The sequence below is a fragment of the Bradyrhizobium sp. LM2.9 genome (assembly GCF_054056555.1).
In genome coordinates, this window is the sequence record NZ_JBSRYJ010000002.1 from 4,486,129 (window position 1) to 4,509,187 (window position 23,059).

At 61.3% G+C, this 23,059-nt stretch carries 21 protein-coding genes, 1 tRNA gene and 4 pseudogenes; 8 read left to right on the top strand and 18 right to left on the bottom strand.

Annotated elements, in window-relative coordinates:
* Nucleotides 1-5: 5 nt before the first annotated feature.
* Complete coding sequence (locus ACVWW3_RS23440; protein ID WP_456648495.1) at nt 6-896, bottom strand: LysR substrate-binding domain-containing protein; 891 nt, start codon at nt 894-896, stop codon at nt 6-8.
* 170 nt (nt 897-1,066) lie between these two features.
* On the opposite strand from ACVWW3_RS23440, the gene ACVWW3_RS23445 reads away from it, so the two are divergent.
* The 4 genes from ACVWW3_RS23445 (at nt 1,067) to ACVWW3_RS23460 (ending at nt 4,450) form a co-directional block, all read left to right on the top strand.
* On the top strand, nt 1,067-2,455 hold the full coding sequence (locus ACVWW3_RS23445) for an MFS transporter (protein ID WP_456648494.1): 1,389 nt from the start codon (nt 1,067-1,069) through the stop codon (nt 2,453-2,455).
* A 51-nt stretch (nt 2,456-2,506) separates the two neighbouring features.
* Nucleotides 2,507-3,574 (top strand): CapA family protein, encoded by a 1,068-nt coding sequence (locus ACVWW3_RS23450; RefSeq protein ID WP_456648493.1) that lies wholly within the window; start codon nt 2,507-2,509, stop codon nt 3,572-3,574.
* A 256-nt stretch (nt 3,575-3,830) separates the two neighbouring features.
* The gene (locus ACVWW3_RS23455) at nt 3,831-4,019 is read left to right on the top strand and encodes a biotin carboxylase N-terminal domain-containing protein (RefSeq protein ID WP_456672151.1); all 189 of its coding nucleotides are present in this window, start codon (nt 3,831-3,833) and stop codon (nt 4,017-4,019) included.
* Complete coding sequence (locus tag ACVWW3_RS23460) at nt 3,974-4,450, top strand: hypothetical protein (RefSeq protein ID WP_456649842.1); 477 nt, start codon at nt 3,974-3,976, stop codon at nt 4,448-4,450. Before ACVWW3_RS23455 ends, ACVWW3_RS23460 begins: the two co-directional genes overlap by 46 nt.
* Nucleotides 4,451-4,755: 305 nt before the next feature.
* Here the strand turns inward: ACVWW3_RS23460 and ACVWW3_RS23465 are convergent, their stop codons facing one another.
* The 8 genes and pseudogenes from ACVWW3_RS23465 to ACVWW3_RS23500 all read right to left on the bottom strand — a co-directional run bounded on the left by ACVWW3_RS23465 (nt 4,756) and on the right by ACVWW3_RS23500 (nt 13,647).
* Nucleotides 4,756-5,631 carry an ABC transporter permease gene (locus tag ACVWW3_RS23465; RefSeq protein WP_456648491.1) on the bottom strand — a complete coding sequence of 292 codons (876 nt, stop codon included), beginning with the start codon at nt 5,629-5,631 and terminating at the stop codon, nt 4,756-4,758.
* Nucleotides 5,628-6,461 carry an ABC transporter ATP-binding protein gene (locus ACVWW3_RS23470; RefSeq protein ID WP_456648490.1) on the bottom strand — a complete coding sequence of 278 codons (834 nt, stop codon included), beginning with the start codon at nt 6,459-6,461 and terminating at the stop codon, nt 5,628-5,630. Before ACVWW3_RS23470 ends, ACVWW3_RS23465 begins: the two co-directional genes overlap by 4 nt.
* A complete protein-coding gene (locus ACVWW3_RS23475) occupies nt 6,458-7,507 on the bottom strand; it encodes an ABC transporter substrate-binding protein (protein ID WP_354106062.1) in 1,050 nt (349 codons plus the stop codon). The genes ACVWW3_RS23470 and ACVWW3_RS23475 overlap by 4 nt, the downstream gene beginning before the upstream one ends.
* A complete protein-coding gene (leuB, locus tag ACVWW3_RS23480) occupies nt 7,507-8,646 on the bottom strand; it encodes a 3-isopropylmalate dehydrogenase (RefSeq protein ID WP_354106063.1) in 1,140 nt (379 codons plus the stop codon). Before leuB ends, ACVWW3_RS23475 begins: the two co-directional genes overlap by 1 nt.
* Nucleotides 8,647-8,651: 5 nt before the next feature.
* A complete protein-coding gene (gene leuD, locus ACVWW3_RS23485; RefSeq protein WP_354106064.1) occupies nt 8,652-9,278 on the bottom strand; it encodes a 3-isopropylmalate dehydratase small subunit in 627 nt (208 codons plus the stop codon).
* Nucleotides 9,279-10,703: a 3-isopropylmalate dehydratase large subunit gene (gene leuC, locus ACVWW3_RS23490; RefSeq protein ID WP_354106065.1), complete on the bottom strand. Its 1,425-nt coding sequence runs from the start codon at nt 10,701-10,703 to the stop codon at nt 9,279-9,281.
* Nucleotides 10,704-10,853: 150 nt separating this feature from the next.
* Nucleotides 10,854-11,807, bottom strand: coding sequence for a LysR family transcriptional regulator (locus tag ACVWW3_RS23495; RefSeq protein WP_354106066.1), 954 nt, complete (start codon nt 11,805-11,807; stop codon nt 10,854-10,856).
* Between the two features lie 1,168 nt (nt 11,808-12,975).
* Nucleotides 12,976-13,647, bottom strand: a pseudogene (locus tag ACVWW3_RS23500) (zinc-binding dehydrogenase).
* 382 nt (nt 13,648-14,029) lie between these two features.
* On the opposite strand from ACVWW3_RS23500, the gene ACVWW3_RS23505 reads away from it, so the two are divergent.
* From ACVWW3_RS23505 to ACVWW3_RS23515, 3 genes are all read left to right on the top strand, one after another.
* On the top strand, nt 14,030-14,341 hold the full coding sequence (locus tag ACVWW3_RS23505) for an ArsR/SmtB family transcription factor (protein ID WP_354106067.1): 312 nt from the start codon (nt 14,030-14,032) through the stop codon (nt 14,339-14,341).
* Nucleotides 14,338-14,823, top strand: coding sequence for an SRPBCC family protein (locus ACVWW3_RS23510; protein ID WP_354106068.1), 486 nt, complete (start codon nt 14,338-14,340; stop codon nt 14,821-14,823). The genes ACVWW3_RS23505 and ACVWW3_RS23510 overlap by 4 nt, the downstream gene beginning before the upstream one ends.
* A 90-nt stretch (nt 14,824-14,913) precedes the next feature.
* Nucleotides 14,914-15,327, top strand: a complete 414-nt coding sequence (locus tag ACVWW3_RS23515; protein ID WP_456648489.1) for an MAPEG family protein — start codon at nt 14,914-14,916, stop codon at nt 15,325-15,327.
* A gap of 79 nt (nt 15,328-15,406) precedes the next feature.
* Here the strand turns inward: ACVWW3_RS23515 and ACVWW3_RS23520 are convergent.
* The 5 genes and pseudogenes from ACVWW3_RS23520 to ACVWW3_RS23540 all read right to left on the bottom strand — a co-directional run.
* A pseudogene (locus ACVWW3_RS23520) lies at nt 15,407-15,562 on the bottom strand (4-hydroxylaminobenzoate lyase); the annotation flags it as partial.
* Nucleotide 15,563: 1 nt separating this feature from the next.
* Nucleotides 15,564-16,793 (bottom strand): annotated as a pseudogene (locus ACVWW3_RS23525) (relaxase/mobilization nuclease domain-containing protein); the annotation flags it as partial.
* Nucleotides 16,794-17,260: 467 nt separating this feature from the next.
* Nucleotides 17,261-17,599, bottom strand: a complete 339-nt coding sequence (locus ACVWW3_RS23530) for a lytic transglycosylase domain-containing protein (protein ID WP_456672152.1) — start codon at nt 17,597-17,599, stop codon at nt 17,261-17,263.
* A gap of 342 nt (nt 17,600-17,941) precedes the next feature.
* Complete coding sequence (locus tag ACVWW3_RS23535; RefSeq protein WP_456648487.1) at nt 17,942-18,454, bottom strand: S26 family signal peptidase; 513 nt, start codon at nt 18,452-18,454, stop codon at nt 17,942-17,944.
* Nucleotides 18,451-18,897 carry a DUF2840 domain-containing protein gene (locus ACVWW3_RS23540; protein ID WP_354106072.1) on the bottom strand — a complete coding sequence of 149 codons (447 nt, stop codon included), beginning with the start codon at nt 18,895-18,897 and terminating at the stop codon, nt 18,451-18,453. The genes ACVWW3_RS23535 and ACVWW3_RS23540 overlap by 4 nt, the downstream gene beginning before the upstream one ends.
* Nucleotides 18,898-20,083: 1,186 nt before the next feature.
* Here ACVWW3_RS23540 and ACVWW3_RS23545 point away from each other — a divergent pair.
* Nucleotides 20,084-21,085, top strand: a pseudogene (locus ACVWW3_RS23545) (recombinase family protein); the annotation flags it as partial.
* A gap of 9 nt (nt 21,086-21,094) precedes the next feature.
* Here ACVWW3_RS23545 and ACVWW3_RS23550 read toward each other — a convergent pair.
* The 4 genes from ACVWW3_RS23550 to ACVWW3_RS23565 form a co-directional block, all read right to left on the bottom strand.
* Nucleotides 21,095-21,433, bottom strand: coding sequence for a hypothetical protein (locus ACVWW3_RS23550; protein WP_456648486.1), 339 nt, complete (start codon nt 21,431-21,433; stop codon nt 21,095-21,097).
* Nucleotides 21,434-21,674: 241 nt separating this feature from the next.
* Nucleotides 21,675-21,751, bottom strand: a tRNA-Met gene (locus tag ACVWW3_RS23555).
* 239 nt (nt 21,752-21,990) lie between these two features.
* Nucleotides 21,991-22,347: a hypothetical protein gene (locus ACVWW3_RS23560; RefSeq protein WP_247447553.1), complete on the bottom strand. Its 357-nt coding sequence runs from the start codon at nt 22,345-22,347 to the stop codon at nt 21,991-21,993.
* 45 nt (nt 22,348-22,392) lie between these two features.
* Complete coding sequence (locus ACVWW3_RS23565) at nt 22,393-23,031, bottom strand: class I SAM-dependent methyltransferase (protein ID WP_456648485.1); 639 nt, start codon at nt 23,029-23,031, stop codon at nt 22,393-22,395.
* Nucleotides 23,032-23,059: the final 28 nt, after the last annotated feature.

Below are 23,059 nucleotides of genomic sequence, written 5' to 3' on the forward strand. Positions count from 1 at the left end.
TGCAACTAGGTTATTTCGGCCTCGGACAACACCCAGTTGCGGAACGCAGCGATCTCCGGCCTGCCGATCTCGGATTCGCGGCCAACGAGTCGATAGCTGTCGGCGCTCCGCACCACTAACGGGTGAAGCGCCAATAGTCGCCCGCCATCGAGATCGTCCTGGATCAGTTCCAGATGCGCCATCGCAACCCCGAGCCCATCGATCGCGGCTTGATAGGCCAGCGAGGAATTGCCGAACGACAGTTCTTCGCGGAAGCTCCCCGGTATGACATTTGCGGCCTCGAACCAGATCCGCCAATCGTGCGGTCTTTTCATCGAATGCAGCAGAGTGTGATCGAGCAGGTCTCGCGGGTCGTGAATTGGCGGATGCTTACCGAACTCGGCGGGGCTGCAAACCGGCAGCAACTCGATCGGAAACAGGGTCTCATACCGGACGCCAGGCTTCGCAACAGCGGGGATCTGGATGGTGAAATCTACCTCTTCGGCCATCACATCGACGAGGTCGTTGGCGATTGTGACCTGCACATTGATGCTTGGATGCAGGGCATGGAAATGAGCGAGCCGTTTGACGAGCCATTTCATCGCCACGGTAGGAAAAAGCCTTATCCGCACCACGCTGCCTTGCCGTTCCCGTCGGCTGACGTGTGTCGCGAGTTCGATGCGATCGAAAGCTTCGGCGATGGACCGCGCATATTCCTCGCCCGGCGCCGTCAACCTGGCGTCCCGCTGGCCGCGGACGAACAGGCGGAGGCCAAGGAAGGCCTCGAGTTGGGCAATATGCCGGCTCACCGCCCCCTGGGAGACGTTGAGCCGCTTGGCAGCCTGCGTGAAGTTCTCGGAACGGGCGGCGGTCTCGAAGACGCGAAGCGCGTTTAGCGGAGGCAGTTTCCGGGTCATCAGCGCCCCCGATCGAGGACTAATCGCGTCCGCGCCATAATCTCTGAGCCGCTCTGAAGATAAGTCATCGTTGTGATGAGTAAATTAGCATACTCGCCCGAGGACGTTCCGCTTATTTTATCCGGATAAACCGGTCGTCAATGCCGGAGCTTGCGGGAGAAACGCCTTTGATGACCACCTCCGTTAATGCCGCCGGCCGGCTCGACCGGCTCCCGATGGGTGCATTTCAGTGGCGAATCCTCAGCCTTATCGGCCTCGGAATGTTCTTCGACGGCTTCGACAACCAGATGGCCGCTGGCGTGCTGGGTGCCCTCGTCAAGGAGGGTTGGTCCAATATGGAGATGAATGCCCACTATATTTCGATCACCTTTGCGGGCCTTGCTGTCGGCGCCCTGATGACCGGCTTGGTCGGCGATCGATATGGTCGGCGCTTCGCTTATCAATTCAATCTCCTGATTTTCGGCAGCATGTGCCTGCTTTCGATGCTTGCGCCGTCGATGACATGGCTGACCACGCTGCGGTTCTTCATGGGCGTCGGGATCGGCGCGGAATACGTCTGCGGCTATGGCATGGTCAGCGAATTCGTTCCGCCGCAACGGCGCGGCTGGGCGCTGGGTCTGATCAGCGTAGTGTCGATGGCATCGACATTCGCCGTCAACTTCACCGGCCTGTTCATCATCCCCGCATTCGGATGGCGGCCGATGTATCTGATCGGCGGTTGCGGCGCACTATGGGTCTGGTTCCTGCGCCGCAAGCTGCCGGAGTCGCCCCGCTGGCTCGAAGCACGCGGCCGCTACGAGGAAGCCGAGAAGATCATGCAGGAGATCGAGGCGGAGGCTTCAAAGGCAGGGCCGCTGCCGCCGATGACCGCCATGGCGCCGCCTGCGCCAGCCTGGGTTCCGATCTCCATCCTATTCTCGCGCGGCGTCATTACCCGCACTTTGCTCGCCATGGCAGTTTGCATCACTTGCCTCGTCGGCTCCTACAGCTTTTCCTATTGGGTGCCGACTTTCTTCGTCAAGCAAGGCATGAGCGTCACCAAGTCGCTGGGCTTCGCCACAGTCATGGCACTGGGAAGCTCGCTCGGACCGCTGGTTGGCATGCTGACGTCCGACTGGATTGGGCGCCGCCGAGGCACGATGTTTGCGGCCTTGTGGTGCGGCGTGTTTGCGCTCGCTTATTCGCAGCAGACCGATCCAACCTGGGTCCTGGTCTTCGGCTTCCTCCTGCAGGGCGGCATGAGCCTGATGATCGGATTCGGCCTCGGCGGCTATACGCCGGAATTGTTCGCAACAGAGTACCGCTTCCGCGGCTCCGGCATTGCACAGATGACGGGACGAATCGCGGTGATCGCCTCGCCATACATGGTGGTATCGCTCTATGACACTTATGGCCTGCCGTCAGTGCTCTACGCGATCGCAGCGCTTTATCTACTGCTGGCGCTCGGCGTCCTTCTTTTTGGCATCGAAACCAACCAGCGCTCCCTTGAATCGATTGCACCGGGGGGCGAAGGCGAAGCCATGGTGGCGACGCCAAGTTCCGCCGAAAGCGCAGTTTGAATTCCGTCTCAATCCCACATCAGCGCCTCCATCACTGAAAAGGAACAGCACTTGAACCAAACGCTTCTTATCCTGGGCGATACCAATATCCAGAACCGCGAAGATCCCTTCAGCGCATTCGTCAACGTGCGCGACATGCTGTCTTCGGCGGATGTCGTGTTCGGGCAACTGGAAGGCCCGCTCGCCGAGCCCTCGGTCGATCCAACGCGGCCCGATATTCCGCACAAAGCAGGTTGGCGCCACTCGGGCGCCAAGGTCGGGCCCGCCCTCAAGAAGGCCGGCTATGTCGGCGTGAGTTGCGCCAGTAACGTTGCTCATCCGGCGAGCGCCGCCGTCGCCAGTGTCAAGGCGCTGGATTCGGTCGGGATCCTGCATTGTGGCGTCGGCGAAACGCTCGCTGAAGCAAGGCAACCGGTGGTGATCGAGAAGAACGGCGTTCGTTTCGGTTTCCTAAGCTACACATCAGTGTTCTGGCCAAGCAATCATGCCGCCTCAGCCAACAGCCCGGGATGTGCTACGATTAAGGCCCATGCGGCCTATGAGCCCGGTCCGCGTGCCCTGGAAATGCCGGGTGCCGAACCCATTACGCATACCTTCGCGGACCCTGTCGAGCTCCAAGCCATGCAGGAAGACGTCCGCTCCTTACGAACCAAGGTCGATCTTGTAATCCTGTCATGCCACTGGGGTGTTTCCTCCAAGGATGAGCCGGTCGCCTATCAGCGCGAGATCGCCCGGGCCGCCATCGAGGCCGGAGCAGACATGGTGTTCGGTCATCATCCGCATGTGGTGCAAGCCGCCGAGATCTATAGGAACAAGCCGGTCTTCTACAGCCTCGGCAACTTCGCGTTCGACTGGGACGTCATGCGCGGCCGTCATCTCGATGGATTGGCATTGCGTTGCTCGATCTCTGGGACAGCAATCGTCGGCATCGAATTGATGCCGGTCCGGCGCAACGAGCACAACGATATCTGCGTGCACGGGGCGGATACAAGCGCTGGGCGGGAGATCCTCGGCCGCTTCAAAGAACTGAGCCAGAAAATCGGAAGCTCGATTGCATTGTCAGGAGGCAACCGTCTGACGCTAAACCCCGCTGGAAAACTCGACGTAGCCGCGGCCTAGCGCCGATGCCTGAGCGTCGCCCGGACACCCTGCTAATTCGGGCGACGTGATAGGCAATAACCGCGGGGAATAGTGCATAATTCGCGCCTTGCACATTTGAGTTCGACTTTTCAGCCGCCAAATCAGCACTTTGCTTCTGCTATTGTGCACCTAGCCTTGCGCTGCGTCGTGTCTGCAAGGCGCCGTTGTGGAATAGCCGGCCTGCTTCGCCAGTCGAACTCAAAACAGAAGGCTGGTTGTGACATGCGGACACGCTGTGCCGGCCAAGCTGGCGGCATGGAACGACCGGACGCAAAGCGGCGCCGACGCGATCCATCCCCGCGATGGATTTCTTTCCGAAAACGCCGGCTTCGTGCGCGCCTGCGAGGCCGCCGGACTGATTTTTGTCGGGCAGCGCTGGTGGCGGTCGAAAAGATGGGCTCGAAGGTCGAGTCCAAACGGATAGGAGGCCAAGACGCCCTGCGCCGCGAGGCAGACGCCGCACGCCGTGACGGTTTTTCGGCCAAGGCCGCGATCCATCCGTCGCAGATGGAGGTCATCAACCGCTGCTTCAGTGAACTCTCCGACGCTGCCGATGTCGACAAGGCCGCAGCAAGTCGCAGTCTCGCCGTCCTGGCGGATCGAGGGCTGATCTCGATTGAGCAAACTCGCTCCCGTGGCAGAGCCGCTATCGCCAAGCTTACCCGCGAAGGTAGAGATTTCGCCACTAGAATGGCTGAAGCCTCGCGTAAAGGGCGAGGCTCGGCTATTCAAAGATTTCTCAACCACCGACAAACAACAGTTGTCGCAACTTTTAGATCAGCTTTCGAATGCCTTGGATCATGCCGATTGGGAGCACTAACGGATCCAGTAGCGGCAAGATCAAGCGATCACTGAATCCAGCTTTCCAATCGTCCAACACAACGCAAATCGGGGCGAAACACCGAAAAGTAAAGATTTGCAACGAGAGCGGAGCAAGGTTCACCGGGTCGTACCGCACTGCACATCCGATGAATTTAGCGCGATGGCAGAGTTCACGGACCTTCCTTCTTGAGGTGCACCGCCGCTATCCAGACACCTGAAGACAATTGATCCGGCGATAGCGCGCGCCTGCTGATCACGCAGGTCGCCAGGATCGAGCAAGGATGCGGAGACTAAAGGATTGCTCCTCGCGCAAGTCCAGAACGTTTAGCACAGCAGAGTTATTCCGCCAGATTGTGCTGTTGCCAGCGCAGCAGATAGGCCTGCAGTCGCCAGATCAACGCGGACAGCGCAACACCGACCAGCATCAGCACGATAACCGCGACCATCATTCCCGAGGCCTCCGCGCGCGCCTCGGACTCGATGATCAGGCGCCCGATGCCCCGTTCTGCACCGATGAATTCACCGACAATGACCCCTATCAAGGCGAAGGAAATCGCAGGTGTCAGCGAGGCAAAGACCCAGGCCATGGTCGACGGGATCACCACCGTGCGGGTGATCTGCCACTCGCGGGCGCCGAGCAGCCGCGCCGCATTGACAAAGCCCTCGTCGATCGAGCGGGCGCCTTCGAAGGTGTTGAAGAACACGAGAAAGACGACCACGATCCATGACGTCACAATCTTCGAAGTATCGCCGATGCCGAAGGCAAGCACGATGATCGGCGCAAGTGCGATGCGGGGGATCGAATTCACCGCGGTGATGAACGGCTGGAAAATGGCGCTCAGCCGGTCCGAACGCCCCAGCACGAGTCCTGCGGCAAAGCCGCTGCTGACGCCGGTCACGAAGCCGAAGAAGGTGTTCTTCAGGGTGACCGCGGTGGCGATCCAGAGATTGTTCTCGGATCGCGCCATGCAGCGGGCGAATTCGCCATTGAACCAGCCGTTGAACATTCCGACCTTGGATTTGAGGCAGCTCAGGATCAGGAAATGTTCGAAGATCTGGGACGGCTTGGACACGAAATAGGGGTCGAGCAGATCCGGCACCAGCCAGGGAAGGCGGCTGTGCAGATCGTATCCCCACTGCCAGATCGACAGCAAGCCGACGCAGATCAACATCTGCCAGGCCAGGATTCTGCCGGGGTGGCGACCTCGTCTCATGGCTTGCGGCCCTTGATGAACTCCTCGCCGAGCGAATGCCAGATCAGCTGGAACAACTCGGCATAACGCGGCGTCTCCCGGATCTTCACGGCGTTGCGCGGGCGGGCGAAATCCACCTCGAAGGTTTCCTTGATCCGGCCGGGCCGCGCCGAAAACAGAATGATGCGATCCGCCAGCGTCAGGGCCTCGCCGAGATCATGGGTCACGAACAGCACTGTCTGCTGCTCGCGTTCCCAGATGCGAAGCAGCACGTCGTGCATGTCGATCTTGGTGTGGGTGTCGAGCGCGCCGAACGGCTCGTCCATCAGCAGGACCTGCGGTTCGACGACCAGCGTTCGCATCAAGGCGGCGCGCTGGCGCATGCCGCCCGACAATGCGGAGGGGTAGGCATCGCCGAAACCCTCCAGTCCGGCTTGCGCGAGGCAAGCACGGACACGATCCTTTCGCTCCGCCGTCGGGATACCGGCCAGCTCCAAGCCGTAGCCGATGTTGTTGGCGACGGTGCGCCAGGGAAACAGGGTATCGCGCTGGAACACATAGCCGACGTCGGGCGTCGCCCGTCCGGGAAAGACAGGCACGCCGTCAATCAGGATCTGACCGCTGGTCGGCTTGATCAGGGTCGCGATCATGTTGAGGACGGTGCTCTTGCCCGAACCGGATGGACCCAGGAGAGCAACGAATTCGCCGCGCCGGACATTGAAGGAAACGTCGCGCACCGCCTCGATCGCCGCACCCGCCAGCTGGAAGGTCTTGCACAAACCGCGCACATCGATGCGCCGCGCGTCGGGCGGCGCATCGACGTGCGGCGTGTGTAAGGCCCGGATCGTCAAGCCGGATAGGCCTTGCGGGCTGCTTCGATGAAGCTGGTCGTGACGACATCGGCCATCGCGAGCGGCTTGATGCCGGTCATTTCACGAAACCAGACCTTCTGGCCGCGCGCGAAGCTGGCTTCGTCGATGACGCATTCGTAATCGGTGACCTTCTTCATGATGGCGAGGTCGAAAATGTTCGCGTCGCGCGACGTGCTCCCGACATAGGGCTCAATCGCATCGTAGATCTCTTCGGGAGAATGCCCCTTGATCCACTGGGTTGCGCGCCACAGCGCCGTAACGAAGGCCTGCATCTTCGGCGGGTCCTTGTCGATGGTCGACTGCAGGGTGAAATGAGACGTCACCGGGACCTTGCCGCCGATATACTTGGCCCAGACCGCCTCGTCCGTTCCATCGAACAACAGCGCGCCCCAGCCCTGCTCGACCGAATCGTTCAGGATCGATGGCGAGTTGATGAGAACATCGACCTGTTTCGTCTTCAACGTGCCCATCATGGTGTCGACATTGCCGGTGCCGATCCAGGTCACCTTGTCATCGAGCCCCATAGTTTCCATGTAGTAGGACGCCCAGACGTGGTTGGTGCCGCCCAGCGATGATACCGAGACGATCGGCTTGCGTCCGTCCGGCCGCTTCCACTTCGCCAGCGCCTCGAGGCTGGTGATGCCCTGGTTGAACAGATCCTTGCGGATGATGAAGATCGCGGCGTTGCTGCGGGTATCGACCGGCATCAGGACACGTGCGCTGCGGCCATGATTGCTGAGCTGCATCGGGTGGGTGATGTCGCCGATGCCGATATCGCCCTGGGACGAAGCGATGATCTCGCGCGTCTTCACGCCGCTGCCGCCCTGGATCAGCTTGCAGTCAAGGCCGGCGTCCTTGAAGAATCCGGCCCGGTCGGCGACGAATTGCGACTGATAGACTGGAATGGCCACCGGATAGATCACGCGGCCCGACGGGGTATCGGCCCACGCCCTTCCAACCGCCATGGAGGCACCGGCGCCGGCGACAATGGTCAGCGCGGCCCGTCTGGTGACCCGAGTTCTCATCACGCGTGCTCCCTCTCCTTGCCGACCACCTTGTCGAGCGCGTTCAGCACCGCATCGCCCATCTCCTGGGTCGACAATCTTTTTGAGCCGGGTTCGGCGATATCGGCCGTTCTTGCGCCGGCAGCCAGCGCCGTATCCACCGCCTTCTCCAACAGCGTGGCATCATCAGGCCGATTGAGGGTGATGCGCAACATCATTGCGACGCTGAGGATCGAGCCGAGCGGATTGGCGATTCCCTTGCCCGCAATATCGGGCGCGCTGCCATGGACCGGTTCATAGAGCGCCTTGCGGCGTCCCAGCCGGTCCGGCGGCCCGAGCGAGACCGACGGCAGCATGCCGAGCGAACCGGATGCCATCGCGGCGCAATCGGAAAGAATGTCGCCGAAGATATTGCAGGTCACCATGACATCGAACTGCGACGGCGCGCGGACGATCTGCATCGCGGCGTTGTCGACATAGAGATGCGACAGCTTCACATCGGCGAATTCTGCTTGATGCAGCGCGATGACCTCCTCGCGCCACAGCACGCTGGTCTCCAGCACATTGGCCTTGTCGACCGAGCAGACCCGGCCCTTGCGCGTCCGCGCCAGTTCGAACGCGGTCCGCGCCACCCGGCGGATCTGGCTGGTGGTGTATTGCTGGGTGTTGAAGCCACGGCGCTGGCCGTCGGGCAGCGTTTCGATGCCGCGCGGCTCACCGAAATAGATGCCGCTGGTGAGTTCGCGGATAATGATGAAGTCGACATCCTTCAATACCGAAGCCTTGAGCGGCGCGGAATCCGCCAGCGCCGGATTGGCGACGATAGGCCGGAGATTGGCATAGAGGTCGTATTTGCTGCGCAGCGACAGTAGGCTTCCCTCCTTGCGCGCCGCGGGAGGTACTTCCGTGGTTTCCGGGCCACCCGTCGCCCCCCAGAGGATAGCGTCGGCTTCCTCCATCGCCTCAACGGTGTCATCCGGCAACACCTTGCCGGTCGCGAGATAGGGGATGAGACCGTATTGCGCTTCGCGCAAAACGACCGGAGCGCCGCGCCGGTCCGAAAACCATTTGAGAATGCGATGGGACTGGTCGGTCACCTCCGGACCGATGCCTTCACCACCGACCACAGCCACCTTGATCGTGTTCGAGAGCGTGTTCATGCCGATTATCCCACAAAATGAATCCACGGCCGCGCATCGCGGTCGGATGCCTGGAATACGCGGATCTCTTGGTCGCGCCGCAACGTCAGCGAAATCTCATCTAAGCCTTCGAGCAACCCCGCACGCCGGCGCGGATCGATCTCGAAGGCATGCCGGACGCGCGACGGCGAGGTGACCGTCTGCTCCTCCAGGTCGATACTGAGGCGCCCCGCGCCCTGGCTCGCTTCGATCTCGGCGGCGAGGCCATCGATCGTGGCCTTATCGAGCACCACCGGCAGGATGCCGTTCTGGAAGCAGTTGGCGAAGAAGATGTCGCCGAAGCCGGATCCAATGATGGCACGAACGCCCATCTCCTGTAGCGCCCACACCGCCGCCTCCCGCGACGAGCCGCAGCCGAAGTTCGGACCCGTGACCAGGATTTCCGCCGCGCGATAAGGCTCGCGATTCAGGATAAACGCTGGATTGTCCGAACCGTCAGGTAAATAACGGAGCGAACCGAACGCCCATTTGCCGAGACTGCCGCGGACGGAATTTCCGATCATGCGGTTGATGCTGATGATGACATCCGTATCGACATTGGTGCGCATGATCGGCGCGGCGGTCGCGGATAGTTTGGTGAAGGCTTGCGCCATCTAGCGCTCCATGGTTCGGACGTCGGCGATGGCGCCGGAGATCGCCGCCGCCACGGCCATGGCCGGGCTTGCCAGATGAGTGCGGGCACGCGGCCCCTGCCGGCCGATGAAATTCCGGTTCGACGTCGACACCGAGCGCTGGCCGGGCGGCACGGTTTCGCCGTTGGCGGCAAGGCACATCGAGCATCCGGGCTCGCGCCATTCAAAGCCCGCGTCGATGAAGATCTTGTCGAGCCCCTCGGCCATTGCATCGCGCTTGACGGTCTCCGAACCCGGCACGACCCAGGCGCGCACGCCCGGCGCAACCTTGCGGCCGCGCGCGATTTCGGCCGCGGCTCTGAGATCGCTGAGGCGGCTGTTGGTGCAGGAGCCGATGAAGACCCAATCCACCTTCGTGCCGGCGATCGGCGCTCCCGGCGTCAGGCCCATATAGTCGAGCGCGATCTCGATCGCGCCGCGGCGCGCGGGATCGGCGATGTCAGCGGGATCCGGGATGCGGCCGTCGATACCAAGCACGTGCTCCGGGCTCGTGCCCCAGGTGATCTGGGGGATGATGGTGCCGACGTCGATCGACACCTCGCGATCGAACATTGCATCGCTGTCGCTTCGAAGCGTCCGCCACGCCGCGACCGCCTGGTCCCACATCTCGCCTTGCGGCGCATAGGGGCGGCCGCGGATATAGGCAAATGTCGTTTCGTCCGGCGCGATCAGCCCCATCTTGGCGCCGAGCTCGACCGACAGATTGCAGATGGTGAGGCGGCCTTCTATCGGCAGGTCCCTGATCGCACGGCCGGCGTATTCGACGGCATAACCGGTGCCGCCGGCGGCGCCGACATGGCCAATCAAGGCGAGGATGAGATCCTTCGCCGTGACACCGAACGGCAGGGCGCCGTCGAACGTCACGCGCATGGTCTTGGGCCGGCGCTGGATGATGGTCTGGGTCGCCAGCACGTGCGTGAGCTCGCTGGAGCCGATGCCGAAGGCGAGCGCGCCGAGCCCGCCATGGGTGCAGGTGTGGCTATCGCCGCAGACGATCAGGCAGCCGGGGAGGCTGAGGCCGAGCTCGGGGCCGATGACATGGACGATGCCCTGCCCCGGCTGGTCGAGGTCGAACAGCCGGATGTTGCTGGCCGACGTCTCGGTCCGCAGCGCCGCCAGCAGATCCCACCCGGTCTTGATCGTGCCGGCCCGCCCGGACGCGGTCGAAATCGCATGATCGGGCGTGGCGAAGGTCAGTTCGGGATTGTGGACCGCAATATTGCGGCTTTTGAGGTCGAGCAGGCCGCGGGAGCCGCCGAGGTCATGCAGCAAATGGCGATCCACATGCAGCAGATCGGTATCATCGCTGACGCGAGCGACGACATGCTGGTCCCAGATTTTGGCCAGCAGCGTGCGACCGTGCGTGTCCACGATCCGTCCTCCCATGTTCGGCATCTGATGTACCGTGTTGCTGCCGATCATGCCGACCGACAGCGATGTTGGGGAGCAGGATAGAAGTCCGTCCCAAAAATGTGCAGTGACGGTTGGGCAGCCAGCCATCGCGGGCGGCGATGGCGGCCGCTGACAGGAGCAACGTCAGCCGCTGCCCGGCACGACCGTCAGCCGGTCGGACACGCCGCTCGCGGCGAGACGCGCATCGTCGTGGGACCGCAAATGGTCCACTAGCAGCTTCGTCACTGGCGGCAGCGACTTGTAATCGCGCACGCCCATGACCAGCTCGCGTCGCGCCCAGGACTCATCGAGCGGGACGGTGACGAGGCTGTCGACGCCGTAGCGGCCGCGAACGATCTCGAGCGGCACGATGCCGACCCCCATCCTGGCATCGATGACGCGGAACAGTGCATCGAAACTGCTGACGCGGATGCGCACCTTGAGGTGCTGCCCAAGCGCCGCAGCGGCCCTGACACACAGCGTCTCGATCGAGCTGCCCTTCTCCAGGCTGACGAAGTCGAAATCGACCAGCTCACGGAAGCGAACGCTGCTGCGGTCCGCCAGCGGGTGATCGCGCGTGACCAGCGCGACCAGACTGTCGCTGCGATAGGACAGCAGCTCCAGATCCTGTCCGTCGATGTTGCCGCCGAAGATGCCGATGTCGGCACGGTTCTCCATCACCGCGCGCACGATCGCAGGGCTGAGATCCTCCTCGATGTCGATGTGGACCAGCGGATGCTGTTCCAGGAACAGGCTGAGCTCGTCCGCCAGGGCTTCGAGGATCGCGGACTTGTTGGCACAGACCCGGATCAGCCCGCGCTTGCCCTCCCTAAATCCCGTCAGCTCGGCCTCGAGCTTGCTGAGGTTTCCCAGGATGATGCGGGCGTGCTCGAGCAGGGCGAAACCGGCAGGTGTCGGCTCGATCCCTTTCGAATGGCGATGCAGCAGCTCGACCTTGAACAGGACCTCAATATCCGAGATACGGCGGCTGACTGCAGATGCGGCAATGTTCTTCTTCTCCGCCGCTTTCGCGATACTCTGCTCCTCGACGATCGCCACGAACAATTGCAGCGTCAGGAGATCGATTTTAGCCGTCATCCGTCAGATCCTCGACCGAGCCCCTCACGACGGGCCACTCTAGCCCTTTCAGATCGCAGCCGGCTACAGATGGCTCCGCTTGTAGTCTGCAGCAGAGATTGATTGGGGTCTAGGACCGAGCGAGGCTCTACGAAAAGCATGGCGCGTGTCGCTATGGGGTCGCAGTAGCATCGATACCGGTATTCGCGCGGTAAGCGGCGCGGAGGCCGGAAGAGCGAAAGATGAGGTACGAAGCGTTCAACCTGGTAACCACGGTACTTGACGGCAAACGTTGAGATCCTGCTTCCCTCCAGGCTCTCCAGGGCTCCTACAGTGGCACGATCAGGCTTGTACGACCTGGTTTGCGGAGAGGTTATTATCATTTCAAAGGGCACTTTAACTTGCTTGATCGTTTGGGAGAGTAGATGGGCGTCGACATTGGAGATGATCGAAAATCGATAACGGCAAGCGAGCCAAGTCTTAGAGAGGGACTCTTCAAACACGGGCCAACCAGCGAACTGACAAACCCGAGCTTCCGGAACAGCGTCCGATCTGATCCCAAGGCTTTCGGGGCCGATTGCGCAACGCGCTGAAGCACTTTCGAGTACGGGAAGATGTTTTCGCGGATGATATGCGCTTCGGCCTGAACGAAGCGTTCCTTAAATTTGTGCGGGATATTTGGCAACGATCTCCTCGCGAACCTCCACCGGAAATTGATCGAGCCCTACCCCGATTACATCGAGCAGAACACCCGAATTGAGGAGCGCGACCTCGGGACCCATGTACTTCGGGATGCCGGGAGTGGTGTGCGGCGCGATCGCTTCCAGATGGTCTGCACCTGGTCTTCAGCAATATCGTGGGCGGTCAGAAACTGCCGAGCTGTATTTGCGCCATCGACTTCGAAGCGTGTCGAGAACTTCTTGACAAGGCCGAAATCGTGGAATGCGACGGCCACGTAGAGAAGCTCGCAGTTTCCTCTGACGCCCCGCTCCGTAGACGCGGATCGAGTGAATAAAGAGCAGATTGGTGGAATATTCGCGCAGGACGTCTGTTGCTTATCTCGCGAGCAGCGGATCGGGAATGACGAGGGCGTGGGCGGGAGTTCGCGATATCATTTTTGTCCTTTCAAGAGCAACCGTTGGACTTCGCTGGCACATTCAGAGTCGAACGCAAGATGAGGCGCGATCGATCAGCTCGCTTCGACGGCGAGCACGATCTTTCCCTTTGGCCGGGGCCGCACGCCGTCCAGCATGAAGTGGCCTCGCGCGCATCCGCGAGAGGTAAGACTACCCCGACGTTTATTCTCAGTTCTCCACCTCGACGAGGCGAGCGATTTCCGTCAGATACTGGCTCGTGACGTTCCTAAAAAGAAGGTGGCTTCGACACCGTGGTGTTTTGCAAGGTCCTGATCCGGGCGGACACTGCCGAGATCAGCTTGCCGCCTCGAAAGGACCTGGAACGAGCGGCTTTGCGTTTCGCCGCCGACTAGATCAATGACGGCGTCCGCATCCCGCACTTCATTCTCAAAGCGCTGAATCCGATAGTCGATCCCGGTGTTTGCGCCGAGATCGCGAACGAAGGAAAGTCGGCCGTCGATACTGTTGCGATAGTTTGCACACCCGCATGACGGGCCAATTGGGGCGCGTAGGATCCCACGTTCACCGAAAAGATCCGAGCCCAGAATGAGCGGGAGCGACTGCGGCAAAGCGCTCTTCCCGGCTCTGATCCAGGCATCCCGTGGCCCCACTCCGGCCGCTTCAACTTTGACCAGGACCTCGCCGGGCCCGGGTTCAGGTCGTGAGAGGGACTCAAACTTCATGACCTCTGGCGGCCCAAACTCGTGCACGCGCCAGGCCATCATTGTTGATTGACCTTGAGGAACGATGCCGCTGGGGGTCATCTCACACTCCTTGCGCTCAGCTCGACACGCCTGCGCCTGGCATCGGCGGAGTTGTTGCTTTAGGCAACGAACTCAACCGCAGGGATCAGGACATCGGTCTGTCCTTTCCGGACAAGAACCCTTCGCCGCTTCCGCCAGCTGAACGTGCCTTGCCGGTACTGCTACGCCCATCACCTCACCGGTCGATATCAGGATTTTTTCGCGTGGATGCCAACATCGCGTGGCCCAAGAAGTCGGACCGGCAGGGAGACTGGCCGGGTCAATCCAAGAGCCTCAATGGCACCGAGAACACGAGACGTTCACACCGCTTGACCATATCATAAGTTTGTACTAATCATAAGTCATGACTATTGATCACGCGCAGCTGGCCGCGCTTGGCGACTCGACGCGCCGAACGATTTTCGAGCTGATCGCGGAGCGTCCACGTTCGGTAGTTGAGATTACCCGACAGGTACCGGTCTCTCAGTCGGCCGTCTCGCAGCATCTGAAGGTGCTACGAGACTCACGACTAGTCCGCGCGGAGCAGAAGGGCGCAAGCAACGTCTATCACATCGACCCTCACGGGCTTGGCCAGATGCGTGCTTGGCTCGACCGGTTTTGGAGCAAGACGCTGGCCGCCTACAAGTTGGTCGTCGAGCAACAGGAGACACAATGAACACGCGTGTAGGACTTGCGGCCGTGAAACAATCCATCGTGGTCGAGGCACCGATCGCGCGCGCATTTAAAATCTTCACCGAGGGGTTCGGGAGTTTCAAACCGCCCGAGCACAACCTGCTCCGCGTCCAGATCGCCGAGACGGTGTTCCAGGCTCGGGTGGGTGGGTACATTTATGACCGAGGCATCGATGGCAGCGAGTGCCGCTGGGCGCGCGTGCTGGCCTACGAACCGCCGGACCGGGTGCTGCTCAGCTGGGACATCAGCCCCAAATGGCAGATCGAGACTGACCCAGAAAAGACCAGCGAGTGGGAGGTGCGGTTCACTGCTGAAACGCCGAACCGGACCCGAATCGACCTTGAGCATCGCAATCTGGAACGCCATGGCGACGGCTGGGAAGGCGTGCGGGACGGTGTCGCCGGTGATCACGGCTGGCCGCTTTATCTTCAGCGCTATGCCGATCTTTTCACCCGCCCTTCCTGACAGACGCGCTCCGAAGCGCTCGGACAGAAACTCAATCACCTTAATTGGTTCTGTCCCGCCGACATCGCGATCCAGCTAACCGAGGTCAGCATGGAAGCCTACAGCCTGAGTGTCATCGGAGTGCTCGCGCTCTGTCTCGTGTCCATCCTTTTGGCGGTCCAATCGGGGTATTCCAAGGGACGTGCGGGGGCCCTCTCTGGACCAATACTTCCGGCTGACGATGCGAACCTCCTTTATCGCATCGATCGTGTACACATGAATTCTGTGGAGGCGCTGGCACCCTTCGTGGTCCCGGCCGTGCTGGCGATGATGGTAGGTGTCAGGCCAAGCACGCTCGCGCTGCTGGTGTGGACCCATGTTGCGATCCGCCTTGTTCATACCGCCATCTATTTGCGCGGCGGCAACGCAGCTAAAGGTGGCAGTGTCAGAACAATTCTCTACGTCTCCGGCGCGTTAGTCACGGTGATCCTTGTTGTCTTGACAGGCCGGGCAGCCATGCATTGAGGCAATCGCCGTGAACTGACGCTGGCAGCACGCCTGCCTTCTCCAACCGGATGTGGCCGACGCCGCCGGCGCCGAACGGTCAGGCCGGCACCTTGAAGTCGTAGGAGATGCGCCCAGCCGGCAGATAGAAGAGCGCGATCACCGCGCCGCCCCTCACTTCCGGATAATGCCGGCTGCCGGGATCCGGCGCCGTCCAGCCCGGCCCCTGCCAGCCTTGCAATCCCTTCAGCTGGGCGCGGGTGCGCATCGCCGGCTTGACCGAAGCGTCGGACTTCGACGATTCCGCCGATCGGCGGCGCATGTTCGAAAGCTTCGATCCCGCGGAAACGGACATGGTGCGCGCGTCCGTCTGTTCCGTCAATCAGGGCGTAAGCCTCGCCCGTCAGTTCGTCGTGCAATCCTCGGTCGACGAGCCGTCCGATAATCTCGGACGTCGGTTGTCCACTCTCGATGGCATAGTCGGCAACGCCCCGAGCTTCCCCACGCTCGGTGAAGGCGCGGTGCATGGTCTTGATGATGTCGCCGCGCATGCCGAGGTCGCGCAAGCTACGCTCGGCCATTCCCCCGGTGCGGCGGATGCGGCAAGGCCCATCTTCTCCAGATGTTGAAGGCGGCCGACCATCAGGCGCCGGATCTCGGGATCGGACTTGCCGGGGTTCTCTGGGCGAACATCGATATAGCCGGTCTCATCGGCCGCCAGCCGGATCTCCCGGTCGAGCCGCGTCCATCGTTCAGCCGAAACCTCCCTCTCCAGTGAATTGCGGATCTCGTGCTCGGGTTTTGGGCCCAGTTCGATGGCGACCAGTTCCTCGGCGCGCGAGCGCAGGCCCTGGCTGATATAGTCGCGGGAGATCACGAGATCCGCATCTTGTTCATCTACTCCCCGAACGAGCAGATGGACGTGAGGGTTATCGGTATTCCAATGATCGACAGCCACCCAGTCAAGCCGCGTGCCGAGATCGGTCTCCATCTGCCTGGCGAGATCGCGGGTGAAGGCCGTCAGGTCGGTCATGTCGCCGGCATCCTCCGGCGAGATGATGAACCGGAAATGATGCCGGTCTTCCTTGCAGCGTTCTGCGAAAGCCGCCATCGGCGCGGTCACTGCCGGCATCGAACATCTCGGCCCGCTCACCACTCCGGGTCACGCCGTCGCGCTTCAGATATGAGAGGTGGGCGGTTAGTGGCGCTGAACGGAAAGCTCGGCCTTTGTGGCGGACAACACGCGCTTTCACCACGACACGCCGTGTCGGGCTGAACAACCGGCTGCGACTAAAGGCGAGCCGGCCGCGGCCAAAAGTCGAGCGCCCGTAGGCCATGGAACGCCTCCCAGCCGCGGCCGGACGCGACGTGTGTCCTGCTTTCGTCGCCGCCCGCAGCACCTGATTGATGAAGCTCTTTTGCCTCGGCGCGCGGGTGTTGCGGATGCGCCCAGGCCGAATATGCAGATCGCTGTCGCCCACGCTCACGGTAGGGCCTCCCAACGATCAAAAACGCACACGGTGCCGAAAACGCCTTTGATTGCATTCGTCAAAATGCAAGGCGCGGCACGCGCCCCGACCGACCGGCACGCCGGAACCCAAGCCATGCCAATGGCTTGCGGTTCGACCGGCGAGCCCCTTTTATCTCGCCGTCCTGATGTCGTACCTGCCCATTGCGCTCGCCCTTCCGCCCCTTCATCTCCAACGTACGCCACTGCATGCCAGCTTGCGCATTCGCTCATCGCGAGCCCCCTGCATTAGATCTCGCGACGAACAACCCTGTTGCCGGTGGCACGATGGCCGAGATGTCGTGAAAGGAGGTCGCCGCCGGAGCCCGATTTGACGAGCGCCCGGACTGCTGCGGGTCAGCGGTGTTCGTACTTTCAAATCTAGCAACAAAGAGCGCCGCTGCTGGTGGCCGCAGACCCGCGACGGCACCAGAAGCTGCGATGTCGCTACCGATGAGAGGCACAAGTTTCTGCAAATAGGCCTTGGTCTCGGCCGGCAACGGACGACCGGTGAGATGTTCCTCGTAGCGACCAGGGTCCCGCGTTGTAGGCTGCAAGGAAGCCCGGAGAGCCGTACCGGTCGTGCAGGTCCCGAAGGTACGCAGTCCCCGCAAGAATGTTATCGCGGGGATCGTAGGGATTATTGCCGAGGTCGTACCGCTCGCGAAGTTCCGCCCAAGTCGCCGGCATGATTTGCATCAGGCCCATGGCACCTTTCAGTGACTTGGCACGCATGTCTTGGGCGGTTTCGACGTCCAGGACTGCGCGTATCCAGTGCACCGGCACACCGAAGCGGCGCGAGGCCTGCTCGACAAATTCCGCAAACGGACCGCCAGCTTGATGACGTGCTGGAGGCTCCGCGGGGTCGCGTCTCGGCGACAGCAGCGGCGCTACTCACGGCCAGCGCGATGAACAACGGCACGACAGCGCGCAGGCTCCCCTCGAACAAACGCAAGCGTGCCGTCGTGCTCGCGCCCGTCCAGGGTAAAGCCGCTTCGCGCCGGCCGTTCGGCCGCCCTGGACCGCCGCTGCGCGCAACGGCCGCGCAATCGTTGGTCGGGACGGAGGAATGGTGCAGCACTCGGCCGAACAGAGGAATAGCTGGTCGGAAACTCAATAGGGGCACCATCAATCCTCCCAGGTCCACACCGGCAGCGCGCGGCCAATGACAGCCGATGCCGGCAAGAGCCCGAAATAGCGGCCATCCTGCGAGCTGGCGGATTGCCAGTTCATGACAAAGAGTTCGCCGTCACCGACGATGTGGCAGCCCTGCCATTTCGGGAGGGGACGGCCACGGCCATCGCGATCTCGGGCTTCGCCCATTTCGATGGCGTCAACCGAAATCGTGAGCCCGCTTCGGCAAACGGTCTGCCCGGGAAGCGCCAGCACGCGTTTGAGCATCGGCAATCCCGCTGGCAGATAGCCGTTCAGGTCGAGGAAGGTCGCGAGCGGCTCCGGTGGCTGTACGGCGAGGAGTTCGGTAACGAACAGCTTGTCCGCCGGCTGCACACGGTAGAGCCCGATCGGTACGCTCTCGGATGCATTCCAGATGTAGGCCGGCGTAATCTCCAGAACGATTGGCGCGATAAGTGCGACGGCACCGCAGAGCATCGTGGTCAACGTCTTGAGCCGCGGTGTCATCGCATGACCCTCTGCCGGTAAAGCCATGCCTGGTGGCGCGCTCTCGTGTAGGGGCGCGGGTTTTCGTTGACGGACAGGCGATTGTGAATGTGATGCCAATGATCAGGAGCAACGTCGGCGGGATCGATGCCGAGCGCTTCGATGGCGTCGACCATCTGCAGCACCCGTTCGACTTTCGGCCAACCGGAGAGCCGCAGCAAAATCTCCCCGCCGGGCTTCACATACGGCACGGTCGAGCAGCGCTGTCCCGGTGCGACCGCGCGCAAAATATCGATCCGCGAAATGATCGTGCCAAAGTCGTTGGAGGTCCAACGGATAAGGGCAAAGATGCCGCCGGGTGCAAATGACAGAACACGCCGGTGACGATCAAGCTTCCGTTCCTTGACGATGCGACCGAACCGAATGCGGTTTTCGATTCGCTTCGTGCTCCAGCCCGGCGGCAACAAGAGCCTCCAGGCGTTCAAGCCGTTTCTCGGCTGAGAACTGAAGCAATTGACCGTTCTCAGCGTACTCAAACCCTAGAGAACGGGCGCGCCGCCTTGCATCATCGTAGCCACGCGTAACTTCATCGGCGCTAGCCCTACAAGCCTGCTGCCAATGGGCCTCCAGCTCGCTATTGAGCCGCTCTGCTACGCGGACGGCCCCTTCTCCCAGTGCGATCGGTGGCGACCGAGACTTTCGTGGAATGCCGGACGATGCCACGGCGGATCCAATGTCGCAAATTCCGCTGGAACTCGGCGCACGAAGTGCCACACGCCGTTCCGTCGAGTGAGGAAGTCAGGCATGACCCACCTCACCATTGGACGAATTGTTGGACGTTTTGTTGGACGCCTTCGAAGTCAGTTGATCGCTCCATGCCCGGTAATGTGGGCGGAGCCTAGCGAAGCCAATGCGGCCAGTGGCCGTAATCTTTGATAATTTCAAGTGATTGCCTCCAATAGGAGGCTCTAGGGGGCACTTGATGCATCCCGCGCAATGGCGGACGGGAGAGGCGTCGAGTGGCGCTTCCCTAGGAAAGAGGAATCGAACCCCTGTTTCAGCCTTGAGAGGGTCAGGTCGACCCGTTCGATGATCAGATCGATCATCCTGAAAAGAGTTCGGCGATAGAGCCTGTAGATGTCAATCTCGACCTGTTTGCACGACCAGGCGTGACCGCACCAGTTTCGCACCAGAAATGAGCCAACCGACGCGCAACGAACGCGATCGGATTGATAAAAAAGACAACGACATCAACGAAGCCGATCGTTATCCCGCCGCTCATAACTGTCTGGTTGGAGGTCTTGGATTCCCGATCCCAATCTCTGCGAGACCCTACTCCAGATTTTTCCGGTCTCAAGTCTATCCGTTCTGCTTTCAATCATATCCAATTCTGCGATCGATGTATAAGCGACGTACCCTTCTTGGACTTCATACAGCATCTTGCTGTTATGAAGCGCGCGAAGATAAGGGAAAGTTTTCATCATACGCCACGGTGTGTAAGCCCACCTGAATTAGATCGTGCTTTGCTGAAATTTATTGAAGCCCTTGCAATCGCCGATGCACGGCGCGATCATCTCTTCGAGAATGAGCGGCTGATGAAGATTCATATTGATGCCGCCAGCGAGAAACGCATCGGCGGTGGTGTTCAAGATGAAGCCCGCAGCAATTTACGCTCGGTTCTCGACCGAGCTTCAAAACGAAAAGTCGACTGAAGATCAGATCGCTTTGTGTAGGGCCTATGCGGCCCGTCATCAACTCAACGTCGTTGCGACTTTCGAAGACAAGGCTCGTTCTGGGGCATCTGTATTCGGCCGCGATGGCTTGATGCAGCTTATGGATGCGGCGCGCCAACAGCGATTTACCGTCGTCATTGTGGAAGCGTTGGATCGGCTTTCTCGTGACATGGAAGACCTGGCCGCCGGCATCCACAAAAGGTTGTCTTTCCAGGGGATCGAAATCCAGGCTGTTCATGACGGCACCGCGGACTCGATCTTGATTGGTATTCGCGGCCTCGTTGGACAGATGCAGCGCGAAGACGGAGCGAAGAAGGTCCGTCGCGGCATGGCCGGCGTGATACGCGACGGTCGACACGCCGGGGGGCGCGCCTACGGATATCGAGCCGTTCCCGGCAAACCCGGCGAACTCGAAATCGTCGACGACGAAGTTGCGATCGTCCGGCGCATTTTCACGGCATATGCCGCGGGACGGACGCCCCGAGGCATCGCGCACGATCTCAACAGAGAAAACGTTCGTCCACCGCGAGGCCGACGATGGAACGCGTCGACGATCAACGGCAATGCCCAACGTGGTGCTGGGCTCATCTTCAACGAACTCTATGCCGGTCGTATCGTGTGGAACAAAGTCCGAATGGTCAAGGATCCCGATACCGGCAAACGACTATCTCGCCCGAACCCTCGTGACGAGTGGCAGAGCATCGAGGCACCTCAGCTGCGCATCGTCGATCAGGTTATTTGGGAGCAGGCTCACGCCTTGAAAACCGAAAGGAGCCACTTGGCCAGCCACGTGAAGCGACGGGCGCCGCATCTTCTCTCGGGTCTACTTCGCTGCGGCTGTTGCGGATCGGGAATGTCGGTTCATGACCGCGACAAGACTGGAAAGACCAGGATTCGGTGTTCGGCGATTCGCGAAAGCGGGATCTGCTCAAATCGTAGGATCATCTACCTGCGCGATATCGAAGGGCTTGTACTCAGCGGCATGGTCGAGGAATTGAAGGATCCTCGTCTGATCGAGACCTATGTGCGCAGCTACAACAATGAGCGGGAGCGGCTTGCCGGGAACGCGGTCGCGGTGCGCGCGCGACTTGTGGCGAAACGTGACCGGATCGAAGGCGAGCGGCAACGGAACATTGATCTTGTGATCAAGTACGTCATCTCCGAGGAGGATGCCAAACAGCGGATCGCGGAGCTGAAGGAAGAGCGATTGCGCGTCGAGGCCGAAATGGCCGCACTCGAAGAGGCCCCAGTCCCCATCGCGCTCCACCCAGCTACCCTAGACCGCTACATCAGAACAGTGAACACACTTGCCGAGACAATGGCTAAGCATTCAAAGGCAGAGGACGATCGGGGTTCACTGATCGAGGATTTTCGAGCCCTTGTGCACAGCGTAACTGTTCACCCAAAAGGACCTCGGAAAGGCTGGGAGGTTGAGGTGAAAGGCAAACTCGCCGCCCTAATAGGCGGGGACATCTTTCCTCAGGCCCACCGTAATAGTGGGGGATACATGGTAGCGGGAGAGGGACTCGAACCCCCGACCCCAGGATTATGATTCCCGTGCTCTAACCAGCTGAGCTACCCCGCCACAGGGTCGCGAGGGCCTGATACAGCCGATCTCGCGAACGCGCGGCATATAAGGAAGGGGGCGGCGGGCTGTCAATCCGCGTTTGCGTAAGCTTCCGCCTTTGCTGAAGCTACGGCGGGACAAGTCCGCTTCGGGGAGCGAATTGGACCTATTTCGGGACCAGATTTCCAGCCACACCCGTCATGGCCGGACTGGTCCGGACAAGCCCGGCCATGACGAGATCGGGAGACAGAATTGGCCTATTTCGGCCTTACCGTCGGGTCACCGCCGGGGCTGCCGGGGGGCGGGATGACAGGCATGGCGCCGTTCGTGCTGGGCGCCGGCGCGTGCATCTCGGGATCGACGCCGGAGGGCGGGCAGAGCACGCCGTCCGATTTGGCGAGCTTGTCGCCGAGCGGTTCCCGGGACTGGCCCGTGGTGGTGCCGTCGGCCTGGCGGTTGGGGCGATCCTGCGGCGTGCAGCTGGTGGCGTGCTGCGGGGATGGCGGCGCGGTCGCTTGCGGCGGCGTCGCCGGGGCGGGCGGGGCCTGCGCGATCGCGCTGCCGGAGGCGGCGATCAGGAGGCTGGCCAGAATGATGTTTGATCTTGTGCGCATGGGCGGAGAACGCGCGGGGTGTACGCCCTGTTCCCACCCCGAACATTACGATTTGAGGTAGCGGATCAGCGAAAAGTGTCCCATCGGCGGCATCGGGCGGCGCTCGGCCAGCGTAACGCCGCCGTGTTTTGCGGCCCAGTCGACCAGTCGCTGCCACGGAAATTCCGGACGCCAGCCGAGACGGCGGGCGAGCGGGGCAAACGCGAGTTCGGAGAGTTTGCGAAAACCCGTTTCCGCCCCGATGTGGTTGACGAGGATCAGCTCGCCGCCGGGCTTCAAGACGCGCACGAACTCGTCGAGCGTGCCTTCGGGATCGGGCACGGCGGTAATGACATATTGCGCGACCACCGCGTCGAAGAAGTTTTCGGGGAAGGCGAGATTCTTCGCATCCATCACCGAGAGCACCTCGACATTGCTCAAGCGCAGCGCACGCACGCGCGATTGCGCCTTGCGCAGCATCGGCTCGGAAATGTCGACTCCACAGATCTTTGTGGTGCGCGAATAGTCCGATAGCGAAAGCCCGGTGCCGACGCCGACGTCGAGGATGCGGCCGCCGATGCGGTCGGCCTCGATGATGGTCGACTGCCGGCCAGCGTCAAAGACCTTGCCGAACACGAGATCGTAGACGGGCGCCCAGCGGCCATAGGCCTTCTCGACCCCGGCCCGCGAGATGTCTGCTGCCATGCCCCTGCCCTTACGCCAAACTCTATCG

Excerpts from the sequence above, each read along its gene's own strand:
- ACVWW3_RS23505 (WP_354106067.1), top strand. The coding sequence starts at position 14,030 with ATGACTATTGATCACGCGCAGCTGGCCGCGCTTGGCGACTCGACGCGC.
- ACVWW3_RS23440 (WP_456648495.1), bottom strand. The coding sequence starts at position 896 with ATGACCCGGAAACTGCCTCCGCTAAACGCGCTTCGCGTCTTCGAGACC.
- ACVWW3_RS23560 (WP_247447553.1), bottom strand. The coding sequence starts at position 22,347 with ATGCGCACAAGATCAAACATCATTCTGGCCAGCCTCCTGATCGCCGCC.
- ACVWW3_RS23510 (WP_354106068.1), top strand. The coding sequence starts at position 14,338 with ATGAACACGCGTGTAGGACTTGCGGCCGTGAAACAATCCATCGTGGTC.
- ACVWW3_RS23445 (WP_456648494.1), top strand. The coding sequence starts at position 1,067 with ATGACCACCTCCGTTAATGCCGCCGGCCGGCTCGACCGGCTCCCGATG.
- ACVWW3_RS23535 (WP_456648487.1), bottom strand. The coding sequence starts at position 18,454 with ATGACACCGCGGCTCAAGACGTTGACCACGATGCTCTGCGGTGCCGTC.
- leuD (WP_354106064.1), bottom strand. The coding sequence starts at position 9,278 with ATGGCGCAAGCCTTCACCAAACTATCCGCGACCGCCGCGCCGATCATG.
- ACVWW3_RS23465 (WP_456648491.1), bottom strand. The coding sequence starts at position 5,631 with ATGAGACGAGGTCGCCACCCCGGCAGAATCCTGGCCTGGCAGATGTTG.
- leuC (WP_354106065.1), bottom strand. The coding sequence starts at position 10,703 with ATGGGAGGACGGATCGTGGACACGCACGGTCGCACGCTGCTGGCCAAA.
- leuB (WP_354106063.1), bottom strand. The coding sequence starts at position 8,646 with ATGAACACGCTCTCGAACACGATCAAGGTGGCTGTGGTCGGTGGTGAA.
- ACVWW3_RS23475 (WP_354106062.1), bottom strand. The coding sequence starts at position 7,507 with ATGAGAACTCGGGTCACCAGACGGGCCGCGCTGACCATTGTCGCCGGC.
- ACVWW3_RS23495 (WP_354106066.1), bottom strand. The coding sequence starts at position 11,807 with ATGACGGCTAAAATCGATCTCCTGACGCTGCAATTGTTCGTGGCGATC.
- ACVWW3_RS23515 (WP_456648489.1), top strand. The coding sequence starts at position 14,914 with ATGGAAGCCTACAGCCTGAGTGTCATCGGAGTGCTCGCGCTCTGTCTC.
- ACVWW3_RS23565 (WP_456648485.1), bottom strand. The coding sequence starts at position 23,031 with ATGGCAGCAGACATCTCGCGGGCCGGGGTCGAGAAGGCCTATGGCCGC.